This window comes from Spirosoma aerolatum (assembly GCF_002056795.1).
Taxonomy (GTDB): domain Bacteria; phylum Bacteroidota; class Bacteroidia; order Cytophagales; family Spirosomataceae; genus Spirosoma; species Spirosoma aerolatum.
On record NZ_CP020104.1, the window covers coordinates 6978105 to 6994874 of the forward strand.

The window sequence follows — 16770 nt, forward strand, 5'->3', positions numbered from 1 at the left end:
ACCCCAGCCAGAAAATGTTTAAAGGTGTATCCAACTTTCGGAGAAACAGGAACAACAATGGAATTTCGATTAGCCAAGTTTTGACCAGATACATCCACATTATTGCTTTCGCTTACGGAAGTATAAAACAACGGCTAATACCGCCACAGCAAACACACCGGGCACCAGCCAACTCCAGTGCGTTACCACTTCGTTCCGACGTACATCCAATCGGCCACTGGCGTATGTATATACCTCAGTATCCGAGGCTAGAATAAGTGTGTCAGGCGTTAAAGTTTTAATTGTCCACACATCTTCTACACTCACTGCCGAATCGGACTCAGCAATAAAATCGTGTGGATATATATTGATAGCCGCTCTGATCAGCTTGGGATGGGCCGTAAAATAATGCCCATACTTTTGACTGTATCCATTAGGACTTTTAACCGTATCTACCTGAATATCAGCCGCGTTAAAATCATCTTTGGGAATAGCGAAAATGGTGGTCTGGCTTTGCTTAGTTAGGCCAACACGCTTTTGATCCAGTATAGAATAACTATCACCGAATCGACCCTGAGCGTAGGCCAGAAATACATAATTCGGATACTGATTGACATTAGCCAACCGGAAATAAGCCTCAACCCGTCGTTGCCCTGTAGGAATCATATCGGCCCGAAGGCTTTGAACAGTGCTTGCGAAAAACAAGCCAGGAAGAACTAATCGCCAAGGGTTCATGCGTAATCGTTTGAGTGTACATGAAACGATCATATCTGTCTGCGTTTACGAACCTGACGCACAATCAACAGAACAACCACCGCAACTACACCGATCACCAGCGCATAATCCAACACAGGATAGCCCGTTGGTTCGCTATTGACAACATCAGCAAATGCCTGCGAAAAGGAACAGAGCCATAGCAGACTAAGGATACGTTTTTTCATAATTGTATAGGGTTATTGGCAGGATTATTTACCACGTGTTATGCTTATTGTAACGCGGGTGAAAACCCGCGACATTCGACTGAATAGCGCGGGTTTTCACCCGCGTTACAACGAATCAATCATCTATCTCTCCGCTTACGAACGCGCTGAACAATTAGTAGTATTACCACGGCAAACACCCCAATAACTAATGTGCTTGTTAGTGGTGAAGAATCATGGGGCGACCCTTTATGAGGAATTTCATCCGCAAAAGCGGACAAAACGCCATTGGCAACGAGCAAGAGCAGAGGCCATATTTTCATGATGCGAATGAGCTATAATTCGGCTAGCAACACCTATAAAAGTTACTCATGAACGGATTAGGTTGGTTGCTGGTGGCCGGCCAACCAGAAGGAATAGTAAAGGCACCAGGTCAGGATACCCAACAGCAGCAACTGGGTAAACAACGAGAAATAAGAACCCAGCGAAATTGACGAGATTAGCCCACCCAGCGCAATAGCTAGCCCGAACGTAGCCCCACTCACGGTGGCCGGTGTATTTGGAAAAAGCCGCTGGAGCGCTACTACACTGACAGGTGTCAACGATTGTAACAGTCCCGTTCCAAGCATTAGCCAGAACAATCGGCGATACCCCCAGCCGAGGGCCGGGATAGCAATACCCAGTGCCAAAAGCGTATACAGTTTCCAGGGAATCCGGTCGGTCAGCCAACCACCGATCAACTTACCCGCCATTGCCGCCAGCGCGATATACAGGAGCCAGTCGTATTGATGCGCGTAAAGCAACTGAATCATATTCCACACTGCCGACCGCATCGCAATCGCTGTCAGCAGTAAGATCATCAGATAGTCATGACGATCAAGTTGGGGCTTTTCTGGCACTACCAGCTGTGGTCGACTCAGGGGTAGCCTAGCTTTGACAATGATCAGGGCAAGTATGAGTAATCCGCTTACCAGCAGATAACTAACACCAGCCCAATGCATCGTGCCTGACCAGCCACCTAGTGCCAGCCCCAGTACGCCAAAGGCGGAGAAAATGCCTACAAACCGTGATTTTTCTGGAAAGCTTCTTAGTGTGATAGCACCACCAGCTATATGATAGATAGCTGAGCTTAGTCCGGCCAGCACTACAGCAGGCCAGATTAGATCGTTGGCCAACAAGCCCACTGCCCCTGCCATACTCAGCAGGGAGATGATGGCAGCCTCCCGGTAGTGTCCAACACGGTCGAGCCAGATTCCGGCAGGCAACTGCCCGCCAAAAGCCAGTAGGTTATAGAGCATGATGGCACCACCTAACTCAGCAAACGAGGTATTGGCCGAAAAACCGCCTACCAGATAACCGGCTGCTGCGTCCGAAAACCCATGTCCCATACCTAGTGCCAGTACCGTAGGCTGATAACGGTCAGCTCTTGCTGGCGAACCATATAATTTATTCATAGTACCTGTCAATCAAGGAATTGAACAGGACAAAGATCAAGCATAAGCAACCCATTTTCAATCCGGGAAAACCTATATTTTACTGAAGGAAAACCTATAGTTGAATGTGGGCATACTGTATTTGATACCCGGTAAAAGGTCTAAATCAAAACCAGCTTTGCTACTCTTTGGTAAACTCAAGTCCATCAATCAGTAATTTATCCACCTTCCCCATTTTATCGAACAGAAACCGGGCCTGTGCCTTTCCATACCAGGCTTTCTGGTAAGGCCCATAAAAGATGTCATAATGCCAGTGAGCCAGATTAGCTTGCAGGCTGTTATCGTTGATATTGACGGCTAATCCATCGCCCTGTACACTCACTACGGCCTTCCCATACAATGGACTGGTATAGGTTCCTGCGTACGATGCCAGGGGTAAAACAGGTGACGTATTCCTTATCCGATCTTCGTAGAACTCATTAATCGCCTGCTTTCGCTTCTTTTTCAAGCCATCATATACTATTTTCAATTCCTTACTCCAGTCCCGATTACCGCCCAAAGCAAACCAGTCGAACGTTTTGTACATCAATGCATGGCGCACTTCGGCATGGTCTAAATTTCCAAAAATGTAAACACCCAGCTTTTCGTCGGGTACCTGCCCAATAATGGCTGTCAAACCTGCCAGACTTCCTGTATGAAAATTGACTTTATGCCCTTTATAATCATGCTGATACCAACCCAGTCCATACGTCCGCCAATTGGGTTTCAGGACCGACATAGTTGGGTATTCGTCCTCGGGAAAGAACGTCTGCGGGGTAAACATTTCGGTCCAGGTTTCGGGCTTTAACAGACGGCCACCTCGGTATTTGCTGCTGTCCAGCATACAGTTAACCCACTTACTGATGTCGTCAGCCGACGACCAGACAGCACCGGCCGAACCAATTTCGCTATCTGCTCCGTAATCAATAACCCGAATCGTATCGTTGATGGCATAATGCGGTCGGGTCTGATTATCGTCTTTGATATAGCTGCGTTTCGGAGCCGTGCGGGTCATACCGAGGGGATTGAACACGCGCTCTTTCAGAAACTCAGCCCAGTTTTTTCCGGCAATGCGCTCAATAATTCGCCCGGCGGCTGAGTAAAATGTATTCTGGTATGCAAATCCTGCCCGAAACGAATAGCTCGGCTTCACCAACCGCATTCGCAGAAACATCTCGTTGGCTGGAATGCTCATCGCTCCCGTCATAAAATCGGTACTACCGATGCCCGTATCATGAATTAGTAAATCCCGTACTCTCAGTTCGCGGGTTACGTAAGGGTCGTATAGTTGAAGTTCGGGCAGGTATTTGCTGACAGGATCATTCCAGGCGAGTTTACCCTCATCGACCAGTATCCCCAGTAACGTAACAGTCATTGCCTTGGTGGTTGAGGCACAGGCAAATAAGGTTTGTGTATCCACAGGTTCTGGTTTGCCCAACTCCCGAACGCCGTACCCTTTCTTAAAAATTACCTTATTGTCCTTAACAACCGTTATGGCCATGCCTGGTACCTGCCACTGCTTGCGGGCGGCCTCTACATAGCCGTCAAAATCCTGAAGTTGTCTGGAAGAAATGGGCTTTTGCGCCCATAGCGAAACGGTGCTCAACAAGAGCAGAACGGTAGCGGATAGTTTCATGTAGCTTATGAATAGGTTGTAAATGGCATAATATACAGAATACTTCCCTGTAAATCATGCCATTTACAACCTATTTATAAACTAAATACAACAGTAAACCGGAGCATCATAGCGTCTTCGGTTTTTAATCCCATGAGCGAGGGACGTTCAATATTATGATCGGTCATATTCACCGGAAACTCACCCGTTATGGTCATCTTGTTTCCGTTGTCTTTGCGAGTAGCGTTTAGGGTAACAGGCTTAGCTACCCCATGAAACGTAAGCGTTCCTTTGGCCGTTAGAGTCCCGTTATCGCCTGCTTTAATATCCGAACTTATAAACGTAACATTCGGGTATTTAATGCCCTCCATCGCTTCTACAGCGTGCGAATCCCGGTTGTTATTGTCGCTGTCGAACGAGGCTACTTTGATGGAAACAGCAACGGTTTCGGGCTGTTTCGTATCATCATTATAAATGATGGCGCAATTCACATCGTGGCTAATGCCCTCCCAACTATGCAGCGGGTGTTTGGCCGCATACGTAACAGTCGAAGCAGCTTTATCGGCCATTATTTTTCGTTTCGCCAGGGGAGCTGTAAAGGCACAAAGAACCATGATGGCTACCAGGCAGCCATTTGCAATCGAATAGTTTTTCATGATCTTAGAATTTTAACGCCAGAATCGAAGCAGCATAAGCGCCAAAGGTGGTATAGGCAGCGGCCCGGTGATACGGTTTGAGCGACGAATTGTCCTCAATCAGGTGGGCCAGAATATTGGTTGTTACCATGCCCGCCAGGTGAACAATGGCCAGGTATCTGTGCAGCTTAATGGTGGTAAAACCACGCTTAGGTCCCACAATGGGCGGTGGAGCAGTTAAGGACAAGGCCAGGGTAGTTCCGTAAGAAATGTTAATAAACGTAGCGGTCCGTTCGTGCCATTTCTTTGTATCGACATAGTCCTGTCCTTTGGCATTGTACAGTTTAGCACCCAGAATACCCTGGGTTACGAAACCAGCCAGCGTCAGAAAACCGCCAATCTGGTGAGCTACCAGCATGGTCCGTCGCACTTTTAATTCATGAATACGTGCCTCTGAGGTAAGCGGGGCAATATTCATGGTTCGCAGCAAACCCTTGGGACCCCAGAAAATTCGCTGGGTAAAAATCATCTTATGAGGTAACAACTCCTGCTTTTCGGTCGAATCGGTCAGATCAGCCAGTAGGTCAGACGCCGAATTATCCGGCGTCTGACTGGGTGTAACTATTGTATCCCGACGTACGGCGGTTGTATCCTGAGCCTGCAACGAACCCAGCCCAACCCATACCAGTAAGGCAAAACAAATAAATTTCATCTGGTACGATTTAGTGGTTAGGCAGTTACGGTCAGCGTGTTTCCGTCGGCACTCAGCGACGTTTTATACTGCGTGAGCGGCTTGGTAGCCGGGCCAACATCGACGGCACCCGTCAGACTGTATTCTGAACCGTGATTGTCGCAATAAATATCGTCCTGAGCAGCCCGATACTTCACTTCTGTACCTTCGTGCGTGCAAGTTTTGGAAAGCGCTATAAATGAGCCACTTTTCGCTTTGGCCACAATCAGGCTACCAATAATGGCATACTGCCCCGATGTCTTTAGCTTACTATAATTAGAATTGGTTAGATCAACGGTAAAGCTAATAGCGCCTTTCGAGGCATCAGCATTTCCTGTTACACCAGCGGCTGGTGTTGGCGTAGGTGCAGGATCGCTACTATCACTTTTCGAACAAGCGGTGAGCCCTGTCCCCATGCAATAGAAAGCCATCAGGGCACCCGTGCTCAAGCCCAGGCTACGTAAAAATTCTCCACGCTTTATTGTCTCGGTTGCTAAGTTACTCTTCATCTGATTAGTTGGTTTCATGTAGTTACATCAATTAATAGCCTCCTATAGACTATCCGTAGAGATTTTGTCATAATTTCAAACGAAGCGAGAAAAAGGCACCCGTGCTTAGTAAATCGACTTTGAAAAGACCAACACCCCGCAATGGCATTTTGACAAATGGCTCGATTTGCCAGGATAGCCGACGACTTAGCGCCCGCTCATAGCCCACCGAAAAATTCAGATTACTAAATCCATAGCCTCCTGTACTAGCGGTAGAATCTGTTCGCTGATTATAGGTATGCGCTGGGTAATTGTAATGATACGCTTCCTGTTTGATAATGTAGCTGGTTACGCCCGTACTCACAAACCAACGGTTAGCGAGTCGATTATCGCCTTTTTTAGGCTTTACTGAAAAATCGTACCGCACGTTAATCGGAATATCGAACATATTGCAACGTCCGTCGATATCATTGGGCTTTACATATCCTCCCCAGGCACCCGTTGGCGCAACATATTCGTCAGGGTAAGCCTGATAAATTTTCGTACTTTGGATCAGCCCTGCCTGAATACTCCAGCGTGATGCCATCCGATACTCCAGATAGGCACCTATATTAGTACCTGGCCGGGAAAAATTATCCAGTCCAACCGAGCTTAAATCAGGCGACACACCAAACCGAACACTCAACCCCCGCTGAAATGGTACATCTGTCTTTGAAATAACACGGCGGGCCGTCGTATCGGGATGCGCAACCACAGGCGGATTCGTAAACGCCACGACTGGCCATTTTGGCGGGCGAACTGCCAGTTTATAAACCGTAAACGCTTCAGATGAAGACAACTCCAACTCTTCACCGGGCGTTATGCCTCCTCCAACGGCATTCCTATCTGGCTGAACGACCTCCCGTCGACGTGTGTCTTGCCGTTTCGTGTTCAAAAACGATGTCGTAGGTATTGTCGAATAATCCGCACCAACTAATGCGACGGCTTCCGTACCTGGAATACCATTACGGACCTTACGCACACGGCCATTCTTCCCTTTTCGCGCGATTTGCTCCAAACGGCCGGTTATAACTTCACCACTGGTTGAAGCTAGCACTGAGGATCGAGTGCCACGCTTCGGGTGAAGTAACCGATGGTCGGTTACTGGCTTATACGTAGTTGTTGTCCGGTTCGTTGCAGGGCTTCGCGTCAATTCTATGGCTGGTTTGGGTGCGGACGTCGGCTGCTCTGTCAATTTGTTAAGTCGGTTGTCTGAATTCGTGACTTCATGTATCGATTCGTTCCGATTAGCCGATTTCAAAACCTCGTTTTCCTTACGCTCAGCAGTATGGGTTCCGGGCAAGTCTGACTCACGGGCGGCTGTGTGCTCCGACGATTGGCGAGGTTGTGTTCTGGCTAGTCGGGCCGGATCGATGGCAGTAGTTCCTTTAGCTGTTGTTTTTTGATAGACAAGCCATCCCCCTCCTGTCAGCAGTAATAGCAGTAGCGCAGGCAGACCCCACCGAAGCATATTTTTCCAGAATAAAGCTCCGGCGGGCGTGGTATGTTCATTGGTGTCCAGGCGGGCTTTCATATCCTGCCAGGCCGCCGGATCGAACGGGGGATCGAACTCTTCAGCCGACTTTCTGAAGAGCCCGTCCAATTGGTCATCGGTTAGCTCTGGCATACTCGTCGTAGTTTAGTTGTTTCAATAGCTGACGCAGATTTTCGCGCGCCCGGGCGAGGTTCGATTTCGACGCACCGACCGAAATACCCAGTTGACCGGCTATTTCTTCGTGCGTAAATCCATCCATAACGTATAAGTTAAACACGAGCCGATAGGCAGGCGACAGGCGCTGAATCAGGGCCAATAAATCTTCATGCGCTAATTGGCTAAAGGCATCGGCCGATTCGGCAACAGCCGTTAATTCAATCTTTTCGACACCTTCATGCTGATGGCGGGCTTCCCGACGATACTGATCGACAGCCGCATTGATCATAATGCGTCGGAGCCAGCCTTTAAACGGCTGTGCAGGATCGTACTGATCCAATCGTGTAAATACTTTCAAAAACCCATCGTTCAATACTTCCAGTGCTTCCTCGCGTGTAGGTGCATAGCGCATGCACACACTCATAGCATACCCATAAAATTGCCGGTACAGCAATTCCTGACTTTGCCGATGGTTGCGAAGGCAACCGGCCAGCAGATCAGTTAGCGCGGATATGTTTGAAGCGTTGGACAAAATAAGCTTTATCTAAATGGGTATTGCACGTAAATGAACAATGAATAATGGGCAATTTGAAAGGATGATGACCGACAACTAAATCACTGATCAGGAGCCCATTACTCATTCATAACTCCTTGTCCACTATTCATTTTACATTATCCATTATCATTACTGGGCCGGAGCTTCGACCGATGTGGTATTGACCACTGGCCAGATGCCCGGTTTTGGCACACTAACTCCTTTCGTATTACCTCGTTGTCCGGCATCGGCACCGAAATAATACAGTGGCCAGCCTTTGTAGGTCAGTTGGGTTTTACCAACGGCCGTAATCGTGGTAAAATCAGCTTTGTTAAGTGCTGATGGAATTTCCCCCAGTTTCGATGATGTCTGGAAGATAGGCCAGGTAGCATCGTTACTCAGGTCGGTTTTGGTATACTTGTTGACATTCTTTTTATCGAACGCATAGGCATATAGTGTACGACCCAGACTATCGGTCAGAAACAACGAATTACCGGTTCCCTCTTTTGTATCAAAAGTATAGTTTTTTCCATCTAGTCCAACTAGTTGCCTTGAACCCAGCAATATGGTGTAGTTTGGCTTGGCGACAAGCCATAAATTACCCACATTTTCGCCTGTTACATCGCCTGCTTTTGCGTCATTCTTGTAGTAGTATAATGGCCATCCTTTGAAGGTTGTCTGCTTGTTGCCATCGGCCCGCGTAATTGTACCAAAATCCGACGCTTTCAGACCACTGGCTAACGAAGGCGTTTCTTTATAGAAAATTGGCCAGTTATCCAGGCAAGATCCTGAACAATTGGCATCACCCGCTACATCCCGTGAAAAGAAGTACAGTGTTTTGCCATCCTGTCCGGTCAGCACCTGACCCAGCGTGGTGGTTCCTAGCCCTACATCCGAGGTAATGGTTGGGTTATCTTCTTTGCAGCCCAACAAGGTCGCTACGCACAAAGCTGTCAGTAAAACTGATCGATTTATGTAAACAGAAGGTTTCATTCTATCAACTGTGTTTTTAGGTTGAAAAAAGAACAGTTGAACCGGTTCAATGGGCAATACGGAGTCGTATAACGCTAGGTTGCGTAGCCAATAAAAAAAGTTATTCTTTATCCGCCCGACGGTCGGCGCGAATCTCGGGAATGGTATCCGAATCAATCAATCCGAGTGAGGCCGCATGTTCGGCAGCAGCTACCGTATCGGATACCAGCAACATGGGAACCTGGTAAACTTGGGTGGTTCGGATCAGTTCGCGAACGGCTTCGTCCCGCTGATCTTCCGACACGTCGCGAATGTAAATGGCGAGTATGCGACCCGGATTTTCGCGCACAACTCGCGTATAGATTTCGGGGTCCTGCTGACCACTATCGCCAATCAGTACAAACGGTAACTGCGGATTCACGTCCAGTACCTTCCGAATCATGGCCAGCTTATGCGTATGATGCCCTTCGGACGCTAGAAGTTTGGCCGACAGATCAAAATCGCGAAGTAGCAGCGGCCCTTTGGGAATACCCTGAATTCGAAAAAAATCGACCAGTAGATCGTACAGATTCCAGGGACTGCTCGACACAAAATAGATGGGATTAAACAAGGTGGTGACAGGCCCGCTTTGCAAGGCCCGGTAAAACGCAGCTATCCCAGCAAAGGGTAGCCGTGTATAGGCATTTCCTAAAAACGTCAGTCGGGCAGTTTGCAAAAGGTTGGTCGCATCGGTGACCAGAACAGTATCGTCAATATCAGATATAACCCCAAACTGACTGTAGGTCGGCGAAATCAGTAGATACCCATCCTTGATTACAGGCTCATTAGCCGTCGTTTCCAGTGTATCGGACTGCAAAACTCCTTCCAGCGCATACCGGACCGGAAACCAGGCCCGGCCAGGTGGCAAATTGTTCGGTGGATTGATCGTCAGCTCAAAATACCCTTCATCGTTGGTCATAGTCCGATGCACCTGTCCAAAGGCTTCAATACGAACCGTTACGTTAGCAACGGCCTCGCTCCCAAATCGCTGGTAGGTAGCCAGCAGATTCTGCCAGAAAGTATCGTGATCACTGGGCGTACTCAGGTCGTTTTGGCGCAATACCCGGCCTTTCAGCCAAACAGCCGTCGGGCTCCCAAATCCCCGATAATAAATGATCCGGTAAGGCTTTTTACTATCGAGCCGTCCCGACAGCCGGTTTTTGAGTCGATCAAACTGGGCATCTACATCAGCAGCGGTATTTACCAAAAAATCTTTCCAACTGGACATATTGATCGATTTAATGTTTGATTCTTTGGGTTTGACGAGTAAAGCTGGCAGACGCGAAAAAATGGCAAATGCCAAACTTTAGCCCAAACATAAGCCTATCCAGGGTTTAGTGATAACTTTGCTGGCGTTAACCTCACGGCAGGCGACGATCGGCCTCTGCCATAAGGCTACTCATTATTGACTACTAAAAACCATGAGCAAACAAATTGTTTATAGCGATCAGGCACCAGCCCCAATTGGGCCTTACAGCCAAGCCGTTTTGGTTAATGGAATGCTGTTCGTTTCGGGTCAGATTGCCCTTGATGTCGCGGGTCAGGGCGATATTCAGGCTGAAACCCAAAAGGTAATGGAAAATATCGGCGCGATCCTGAAAGCCGCCGGTCTGGATTATATCAACATCGTGAAAAGCAGCATCTTTGTCAAGGACATGAACAACTTTGCGGCTATCAACGAGATATATGGCCGGTATTTTACTTCCGAACCACCTGCCCGCGAAACCGTAGAAGTCGCCCGTTTGCCCAAAGATGTTAATGTCGAAATTTCAGTAATAGCTATTCAATGAGCGAAAGAGTGAAAGAGTGACAGAGCGAAAACTTTCCCGCAGCTTATTCGCTCTTTCACTCTTTCACTCTTTCACTCCTTCAAAATTATGTCAAGTCCTGTTCGCGTTCGTTTTGCACCTAGCCCTACGGGGCCGCTTCATATTGGCGGGGTGCGCACTGCGCTTTATAATTATCTGTTTGCCCGAAAAATGGGCGGCAAAATGCTCCTGCGGATTGAAGATACCGATCAGAATCGGTTTGTACCCGGAGCGGAAGAATATATCCTTGAATCACTACGCTGGATTGGCATTGAGATTGATGAAGGTCAGGGTGTCGGTGGTCCCGACGCGCCTTATCGTCAGTCGGAGCGGAAAGAGCTTTATCAGAAAGAAGCCCAGCGGTTAATCGACGAAGGCAAAGCGTATTATGCCTTCGATACGGCCGAAGAGCTGGACGCCATGCGCAAACGGCTGGAACAGGCCAACGCGCCAGCCGCGCAATACAACGCTATCACGCGGATGCAGATGCGCAACTCGCTCACCATGAAACCCGACGAGGTGAAGGCCCGAATCGAAGCAGGCGATCCGTTTGTGATCCGGCTTAAAACGCCCCGCAAAGAAGAAGTTCGGCTGAACGATCTGATTCGGGGCTGGGTCAATGTCCATTCTTCGGCTATTGACGATAAGGTACTGCTGAAATCGGATGGACTGCCAACCTATCACCTCGCCAACATCGTGGATGACCATCTGATGGGCATTACCCACGTAATTCGGGGTGAAGAGTGGCTTCCTTCGGCACCATTGCACGTTTTGTTGTATCGGTATCTGGGCTGGGAATCGACCATGCCGCAGTTTGCCCACCTGCCGCTGCTACTGAAACCCGAAGGCAATGGTAAGCTCAGCAAACGCGATGCCGACCTGGGTGGCTTCCCAATCTTCCCATTACAGTGGACCGATCCTGCAACAGGTCAGGTGGCCCGTGGTTTCCGGGAGGATGGTTACCTACCCGAAGCGGTTGTCAACTTCCTGGCTCTGTTAGGCTGGAATCCGGGTACAGAGCAGGAGTTATTTACAATGGATGAACTGATTGCCACCTTCGACATTGCTCAGGTACATAAAGCCGGAGCCCGGTTCGATATTCAGAAGGCGCAGTGGTTCAACCACCAATACATCCGCCAACGACCCGATTCCGAATTGGCTCCCATTGTTCAGCAACAGGCTGAGGCTGCCGGGTTTGCTTGCTCGCTGGAGAAAGCCGAAAAGATCGTTTCGCTGTTGAAAGGACGTGTCAATTTCGCGCACGAAATTTTTACAGAAGCGAGCACTATTTTCAACGCCCCCACGACCTACGATGAAGCCATTGTAGCCGCCAAATGGAATGAGGATGCCATTCGGGCTGTCACCGTTTTCCGGGATGCTCTGCAAACCTTTGACGGTGATTTTGTCGCCGATGCGATCAAGCACACCCTAGGTGATGCGATGCAGCAGGCAGGTATCAAACAGGGTAAAATCATGCAGGCTATGCGCTTGGCTCTGACGGGTTTAGGGGCTGGCCCAGATCTGATGTTAACGCTGGAAATTATTGGTAAAGACGAAACGATTAAGCGACTGGAAAACGCCCTGGCCAATCTAAAATCAGCAATCAGCTAACTTTTTCAAACCTATAAGGTCGTAAAGGCCTTATAGGTTTACTTTTGTTTTTCAAACACTAAACTCATGGCAAAGAAGAAAACCAATCCCGACGAAAACGATAAGCCACGAGTCCATAAAGAACTCGAAGGTTTCGATATCAAGATTAACTCGTTCGGTGAAATCACCACGAGTTTTGACATTGACCGCATCAACCAGTTTCTGAATAAAACCGTCGACGATAAAAAACTGCGTCATCGGACCGACCTTAATCTCAAAGGTGAGCCTGAGCCCGACGAGCCGGACGACCAGGATGATGACGATTTAAACTTAGATGATTTAAATCTTGATGAGGATACAAAATGATAGTCCCTTCTCTAACTTCGGTTGAAGCCCTGCCCATGTACCGGCTCCGACTACAGTTTGAAGGTGACACCCAAGGTCTAATTGATCTTTCAAATCTGGCAGGAAGAGGAGTTTTTAAGGCTTGGGATGAAGACAACTTATTTTTCAAGCCTTAAATCAATGAAATGGGTACCGTAGCCTGGAACGATTTACTCGACATAGATCTATTAAATGCTTACTTAACGATAAAAAATACTACGTTTGAGGCCTGGAAACAGCAAGACATTTCTCATGCCTCAGATTAGTCGTTTTTTGGTATCATCATAGCTATTCATAACCCTCCACACTTCCATGCTAAATATGGGAATGATCAATGTTTAATTAGCATCAATGACTTGAAAGTTATTGATGGCAAACTCCCTTCTCGTGCGCTAGGTATGGTAATTGAATGGGCTTTTATTCACCAGAATGAGCTATTGACGAATTGGGAATTAGCCAAATCATTAAAACCACTAACGACAATCGAACCGTTGCATTAAAAAACTAATTCTAAAGCTCACTCAAAAGCCCGACCAGCGAAATATGCCCGGTCGGGCTTTTTTTTGCCCGTTTGTCAGAAAAACTAGCAGCCAAATGCGATGGTTTCCGTAGTTTTCGGTAACTAAACTAACCACTAACAACTCTTGGCATGTACTCGCACGAAATCGATTACAAAATCATTGGAGAAGACATTCAGATTGTAGAAATCGAACTAGATCCGAACGAAACCGTTATTGCCGAAGCTGGCTCTATGTTGTTCATGGAAGATGGCATCACCTTCGAAACCAAAATGGGAGATGGTTCACAACCCGATCAGGGCTTTTTGGGTAAGTTGCTTCAGGCCGGTTCGCGCATGATTATGGGCGAGTCGTTGTTCATGACCCATTTTACCAACCGGGGCGTGGGCAAGCGTAAAGTAGCTTTTTCCGCACCGTATCCGGGCACTGTGATGCCAGTTAACCTGGCCAATGTATATGGTAATACTCTTATTGTTCAGAAAGATGCGTTTTTATGCGCAGCCCTGGGCACCAAACTAAGTATTCAGTTTAATCAACGGCTTGGCTCCGGTTTCTTCGGTGGCGAAGGCTTTATCCTGGAAAAAGTACAGGGTGATGGCATGGCGTTCATTCATGCGGGCGGTGTCGTGGTAGAGCGCACGCTGAACAACGAGACACTACGGGTCGATACGGGCTGCGTGGTCGGTTTTGAGCCGAGCATTAATTTCGATATTCAGCGGGCTGGTGGTCTGCGCAGTATGGTATTTGGTGGTGAAGGTCTGTTCCTGGCTACACTTCGCGGTACGGGTAAAGTCTGGATCCAATCGATGCCTATCTCAAAACTCGTTCAGCGATTGTCGCCTAATAGCGCTCAGGCCCATAAAGAAGGCGGTTCTGTATTGGGCCAGTTGGGTAACCTGTTCGAAGATTAATAGGGAATCTGTTTTGGCAATTCGTTGTTACCTTTGTACCGTTATCTGAAAAACAGACCATACATGGAAGTTATCTGCACAAATGACAATTTTCCGGCTCCTGTGCTGGCATTTTATGCGGAGTTTGGCATTCAAACCCCAAAACGCGACAAAATGTACACCATTCGTCAGGTAAAGCGTCACACAACGGGCGAAACGGGGGTTCTGCTGAACGAAATCAAAAATCCTGATGTACCTGTAAAACATCCGGTTATGGGGGAGGTTTGGTTCGAGCCAACATTCAATATCAATCGGTTTGCTACACTGATGGGGCAACCTGTTCGGCAGGAAGAAGTAGAGAACGTAAATGTCTGATTAGGCTATAAATAGTCTCTTGTAAAAGCCCAGCACCAAACTGCCGGGCTTTTGCGTTACTAAATTTGTCATCCTGACGAAACCGGGCGGCCGTTGCTGAAACACCTTCGTTAGCATGACGAAAACTATGAACGTGATAAAGCCCTGTATTATTCTTATTGGCCTTGTGCTGGCTGCCTGTGGTGGTAGCTCGTCAGATAATTACGTACCCAAACCCAAAGGTTTTCCAAGACTGGATTTACCTCCGCAGCAGTATAAGCTGATCGATCCTGTTCACCCGTATCAGTTTGAGTATAACAAAGTGGCCCGACTGCTACCCGATACCTTCGCCCGGTCCGAACCACACTGGATTTTTATCCATTACCCGATGTTTCACGCCAGCATCCAGCTGACCTATAAACCGATTTACAATGATGTGAATCGGCTGAGGGCCATGCTCGAAGACTCGTATAAACTGGCAGCCCGTCACAACATAAAAGCATATGCCATTGAGCAGAAAAAAATGCGATTGAAATCGGGCCTGGAAGCCAGTGTAATTGACTTGACGGGCGATGTGCCGAGTCAGGTACAGTTTGTTACGACCGATTCCACGACACACTTTCTACGGGGAGCTTTATACTTCAATACGGCCACCGAAAACGACTCGTTACAGCCTGTCATTCAATACATTCGGAAAGACATTATCCATCTACTCAATACCCTGAAATGGAGAAAATAAATAGAATTTCGCTGTTCAGTCTGCTAGCTGCTCTTGCCGTTGTTCACTCGTTCGCGCTGGCTCAAAACCCTACGAAAAAAGCCTCGGTAAAACCCAGTGGTAAACCGTCGGCTACCGTTACCAAATCGCCCGGCCAGGTTGTCTACGAACAAAATTGCCTGACTTGTCATCAGGCGAATGGTTCGGGAGTACCAAACCTAAATCCTCCACTGCGTGGTACCGATTGGGTTTTGGGTGATAAAACCCGGCTCATTAATGTGGTACTGAAAGGATTACAAGGCCAGGAAGTGGAAGGCGACGCGTACGATAATGCTATGCCCGCCCACGATTTTCTGACCGACACCCAAATCGCCGATGTACTGACCTACATCCGAAGCAGTTTCGGTAATAAAGCCGACGCCATCACCACCGATGAAGTAAAGGCCACCCGGGCGCAGAAGTAGCTGTCTGTTCCTATACGCGCTCAACGATCTTAGGTAGTTTTCTCCGGGCAATGGATATTGGTTTAATCGGCTGTGGGCTTTGGGGCCGCAAGATTTTAACGACATTGCTAAAGCTGTCGGTGCGAGTAATTGTCTACGATATAAATCCTGAACACTGTGGTCAGGCGCTACAGTTAGGAGCTATCAACGCTACATCGCAACTCGATTTATTAAAGCAGGTGAGGGGGCTCATCGTGGCAACGCCAGCCACAACTCATCGGGCCGTGCTCGAGCAAATACGGTTTTTCGACAAGCCCATATTTGTTGAAAAACCGTTAGCCACCTCTTACGCCGATGCGCTGGCTATTGGCAGGTTAGCGCTACCCCCTACTTTTTTGATGCATATTTGGCGTTATCATCCCGGTATTCGATTGCTGGGTGATCTTCAACGCTCTGGTAAACTTGGGCGCCTTTTAATGCTCAGAACAAGCCGAACTAACTGGACTAGTCCACGCCTTGATGCAGATAGCCTGTGGACGCTGGCTCCTCACGACTTAACTATTATTCAGCAGATTCTGGGATATATACCAACTCCTAAAGCGGCAGTTGCAGAACGGCATGGAGCATATATACGCAGTTTAACGACCATCCTCGGCAACGATCCAGGCTGTATTATTGATGTATCGACCCGGTACGCTGACAAACGCCGGGAGGTACGACTTCAGGGTACGCAGGGTGTTGCTGTGCTGGCCAATGAGCAAACAAACGCGATTGATGTCTGGTATGGCAACGATCATACATCCTTGGCCGAACGTCAGTATGAGCAGCTCTTTTTTGACTCCACTCCCCCGCTCGAGTTGGAACTGGCTGCCTTTATTGAGTACCTTCGTGGGGGACCGCCCCCACTTAGTCCTTTAGCAGAAGGCATTGACATTGTGCGTCTGATCGATGCGATTGAACAGTTAGCCTGATTGCGTATCCTCTTTCAAC

The 16770-nt window shown here is 48.1% G+C and carries 21 protein-coding genes; 10 read left to right on the forward strand and 11 right to left on the reverse strand.

Features of this window, described 5'->3' with window-relative positions:
- Positions 1–99: 99 nt before the first annotated feature.
- Complete coding sequence (locus B5M13_RS29060; RefSeq protein WP_155297350.1) at positions 100–714, reverse strand: hypothetical protein; 615 nt, start codon at positions 712–714, stop codon at positions 100–102.
- Between the two features lie 29 nt (positions 715–743).
- Positions 744–920 carry a hypothetical protein gene (locus B5M13_RS33635; protein ID WP_155297351.1) on the reverse strand — a complete coding sequence of 59 codons (177 nt, stop codon included), beginning with the start codon at positions 918–920 and terminating at the stop codon, positions 744–746.
- 40 nt (positions 921–960) lie between these two features.
- Here B5M13_RS33635 and B5M13_RS33640 point away from each other — a divergent pair, with 40 nt between their 5' ends.
- Entirely contained in the window at positions 961–1107 is a 147-nt protein-coding gene (locus B5M13_RS33640) for a hypothetical protein (RefSeq protein WP_155297352.1), read from the forward strand.
- Positions 1108–1279: 172 nt separating this feature from the next.
- On the opposite strand, the gene B5M13_RS29065 is transcribed toward B5M13_RS33640, so the two are convergent.
- From B5M13_RS29065 to B5M13_RS29105, 9 genes are all read right to left on the reverse strand, one after another.
- Positions 1280–2353 (reverse strand): MFS transporter, encoded by a 1074-nt coding sequence (locus tag B5M13_RS29065; protein WP_080059000.1) that lies wholly within the window; start codon positions 2351–2353, stop codon positions 1280–1282.
- Between the two features lie 160 nt (positions 2354–2513).
- Positions 2514–4007, reverse strand: coding sequence for a serine hydrolase (locus B5M13_RS29070; RefSeq protein ID WP_080059001.1), 1494 nt, complete (start codon positions 4005–4007; stop codon positions 2514–2516).
- 74 nt (positions 4008–4081) lie between these two features.
- A complete protein-coding gene (locus B5M13_RS29075; protein ID WP_080059002.1) occupies positions 4082–4642 on the reverse strand; it encodes a YceI family protein in 561 nt (186 codons plus the stop codon).
- A gap of 4 nt (positions 4643–4646) precedes the next feature.
- Positions 4647–5333 carry a hypothetical protein gene (locus tag B5M13_RS29080; RefSeq protein ID WP_080059003.1) on the reverse strand — a complete coding sequence of 229 codons (687 nt, stop codon included), beginning with the start codon at positions 5331–5333 and terminating at the stop codon, positions 4647–4649.
- Positions 5334–5350: 17 nt separating this feature from the next.
- Positions 5351–5860: a QcrA and Rieske domain-containing protein gene (locus tag B5M13_RS29085; protein WP_080059004.1), complete on the reverse strand. Its 510-nt coding sequence runs from the start codon at positions 5858–5860 to the stop codon at positions 5351–5353.
- 67 nt (positions 5861–5927) lie between these two features.
- The gene (locus B5M13_RS29090; protein WP_080059005.1) at positions 5928–7505 is read right to left on the reverse strand and encodes a porin family protein; all 1578 of its coding nucleotides are present in this window, start codon (positions 7503–7505) and stop codon (positions 5928–5930) included.
- A complete protein-coding gene (locus B5M13_RS29095) occupies positions 7486–8061 on the reverse strand; it encodes an RNA polymerase sigma factor (protein ID WP_080059006.1) in 576 nt (191 codons plus the stop codon). Before B5M13_RS29095 ends, B5M13_RS29090 begins: the two co-directional genes overlap by 20 nt.
- A 153-nt stretch (positions 8062–8214) precedes the next feature.
- Positions 8215–9057, reverse strand: coding sequence for a hypothetical protein (locus B5M13_RS29100; protein WP_080059007.1), 843 nt, complete (start codon positions 9055–9057; stop codon positions 8215–8217).
- Between the two features lie 100 nt (positions 9058–9157).
- Positions 9158–10303 (reverse strand): App1 family protein, encoded by a 1146-nt coding sequence (locus B5M13_RS29105; protein WP_080060116.1) that lies wholly within the window; start codon positions 10301–10303, stop codon positions 9158–9160.
- A 193-nt stretch (positions 10304–10496) separates the two neighbouring features.
- Here B5M13_RS29105 and B5M13_RS29110 point away from each other — a divergent pair, with 193 nt between their 5' ends.
- The 9 genes from B5M13_RS29110 (at position 10497) to B5M13_RS29150 (ending at position 16751) form a co-directional block, all read left to right on the forward strand.
- Positions 10497–10865: a RidA family protein gene (locus B5M13_RS29110; RefSeq protein WP_080059008.1), complete on the forward strand. Its 369-nt coding sequence runs from the start codon at positions 10497–10499 to the stop codon at positions 10863–10865.
- An 87-nt stretch (positions 10866–10952) separates the two neighbouring features.
- Positions 10953–12494, forward strand: a complete 1542-nt coding sequence (gltX, locus tag B5M13_RS29115) for a glutamate--tRNA ligase (protein WP_179950464.1) — start codon at positions 10953–10955, stop codon at positions 12492–12494.
- Positions 12495–12560: 66 nt separating this feature from the next.
- A complete protein-coding gene (locus tag B5M13_RS29120; RefSeq protein WP_080059010.1) occupies positions 12561–12839 on the forward strand; it encodes a hypothetical protein in 279 nt (92 codons plus the stop codon).
- 365 nt (positions 12840–13204) lie between these two features.
- Entirely contained in the window at positions 13205–13357 is a 153-nt protein-coding gene (locus tag B5M13_RS34550) for a DUF4160 domain-containing protein (RefSeq protein ID WP_317047019.1), read from the forward strand.
- A gap of 149 nt (positions 13358–13506) precedes the next feature.
- Entirely contained in the window at positions 13507–14286 is a 780-nt protein-coding gene (locus tag B5M13_RS29130) for a TIGR00266 family protein (protein ID WP_080059012.1), read from the forward strand.
- Positions 14287–14349: 63 nt separating this feature from the next.
- Entirely contained in the window at positions 14350–14640 is a 291-nt protein-coding gene (locus tag B5M13_RS29135; RefSeq protein ID WP_080059013.1) for a hypothetical protein, read from the forward strand.
- A gap of 127 nt (positions 14641–14767) precedes the next feature.
- The gene (gldD, locus tag B5M13_RS29140) at positions 14768–15358 is read left to right on the forward strand and encodes a gliding motility lipoprotein GldD (protein WP_245859540.1); all 591 of its coding nucleotides are present in this window, start codon (positions 14768–14770) and stop codon (positions 15356–15358) included.
- Positions 15346–15801 (forward strand): c-type cytochrome, encoded by a 456-nt coding sequence (locus B5M13_RS29145; protein ID WP_080059015.1) that lies wholly within the window; start codon positions 15346–15348, stop codon positions 15799–15801. The genes gldD and B5M13_RS29145 overlap by 13 nt, the downstream gene beginning before the upstream one ends.
- Positions 15802–15851: 50 nt before the next feature.
- Positions 15852–16751 (forward strand): Gfo/Idh/MocA family protein, encoded by a 900-nt coding sequence (locus B5M13_RS29150; protein WP_080059016.1) that lies wholly within the window; start codon positions 15852–15854, stop codon positions 16749–16751.
- The last annotated feature ends 19 nt before the right edge of the window (positions 16752–16770 follow it).

Coding starts and splice junctions, on each gene's coding strand:
- B5M13_RS29060 (WP_155297350.1), bottom strand. CDS start 714: ATGAACCCTTGGCGATTAGTTCTTCCTGGCTTGTTTTTCGCAAGCACT.
- B5M13_RS29150 (WP_080059016.1), top strand. CDS start 15,852: ATGGATATTGGTTTAATCGGCTGTGGGCTTTGGGGCCGCAAGATTTTA.
- B5M13_RS29145 (WP_080059015.1), top strand. CDS start 15,346: ATGGAGAAAATAAATAGAATTTCGCTGTTCAGTCTGCTAGCTGCTCTT.
- B5M13_RS29080 (WP_080059003.1), bottom strand. CDS start 5,333: ATGAAATTTATTTGTTTTGCCTTACTGGTATGGGTTGGGCTGGGTTCG.
- B5M13_RS29075 (WP_080059002.1), bottom strand. CDS start 4,642: ATGAAAAACTATTCGATTGCAAATGGCTGCCTGGTAGCCATCATGGTT.
- B5M13_RS29110 (WP_080059008.1), top strand. CDS start 10,497: ATGAGCAAACAAATTGTTTATAGCGATCAGGCACCAGCCCCAATTGGG.
- gldD (WP_245859540.1), top strand. CDS start 14,768: ATGAACGTGATAAAGCCCTGTATTATTCTTATTGGCCTTGTGCTGGCT.
- B5M13_RS29120 (WP_080059010.1), top strand. CDS start 12,561: ATGGCAAAGAAGAAAACCAATCCCGACGAAAACGATAAGCCACGAGTC.
- gltX (WP_179950464.1), top strand. CDS start 10,953: ATGTCAAGTCCTGTTCGCGTTCGTTTTGCACCTAGCCCTACGGGGCCG.
- B5M13_RS33635 (WP_155297351.1), bottom strand. CDS start 920: ATGAAAAAACGTATCCTTAGTCTGCTATGGCTCTGTTCCTTTTCGCAG.
- B5M13_RS29070 (WP_080059001.1), bottom strand. CDS start 4,007: ATGAAACTATCCGCTACCGTTCTGCTCTTGTTGAGCACCGTTTCGCTA.
- B5M13_RS29130 (WP_080059012.1), top strand. CDS start 13,507: ATGTACTCGCACGAAATCGATTACAAAATCATTGGAGAAGACATTCAG.
- B5M13_RS29135 (WP_080059013.1), top strand. CDS start 14,350: ATGGAAGTTATCTGCACAAATGACAATTTTCCGGCTCCTGTGCTGGCA.
- B5M13_RS29090 (WP_080059005.1), bottom strand. CDS start 7,505: ATGCCAGAGCTAACCGATGACCAATTGGACGGGCTCTTCAGAAAGTCG.
- B5M13_RS29105 (WP_080060116.1), bottom strand. CDS start 10,303: ATGTCCAGTTGGAAAGATTTTTTGGTAAATACCGCTGCTGATGTAGAT.
- B5M13_RS29085 (WP_080059004.1), bottom strand. CDS start 5,860: ATGAAGAGTAACTTAGCAACCGAGACAATAAAGCGTGGAGAATTTTTA.
- B5M13_RS29100 (WP_080059007.1), bottom strand. CDS start 9,057: ATGAAACCTTCTGTTTACATAAATCGATCAGTTTTACTGACAGCTTTG.
- B5M13_RS29065 (WP_080059000.1), bottom strand. CDS start 2,353: ATGAATAAATTATATGGTTCGCCAGCAAGAGCTGACCGTTATCAGCCT.
- B5M13_RS33640 (WP_155297352.1), top strand. CDS start 961: ATGCTTATTGTAACGCGGGTGAAAACCCGCGACATTCGACTGAATAGC.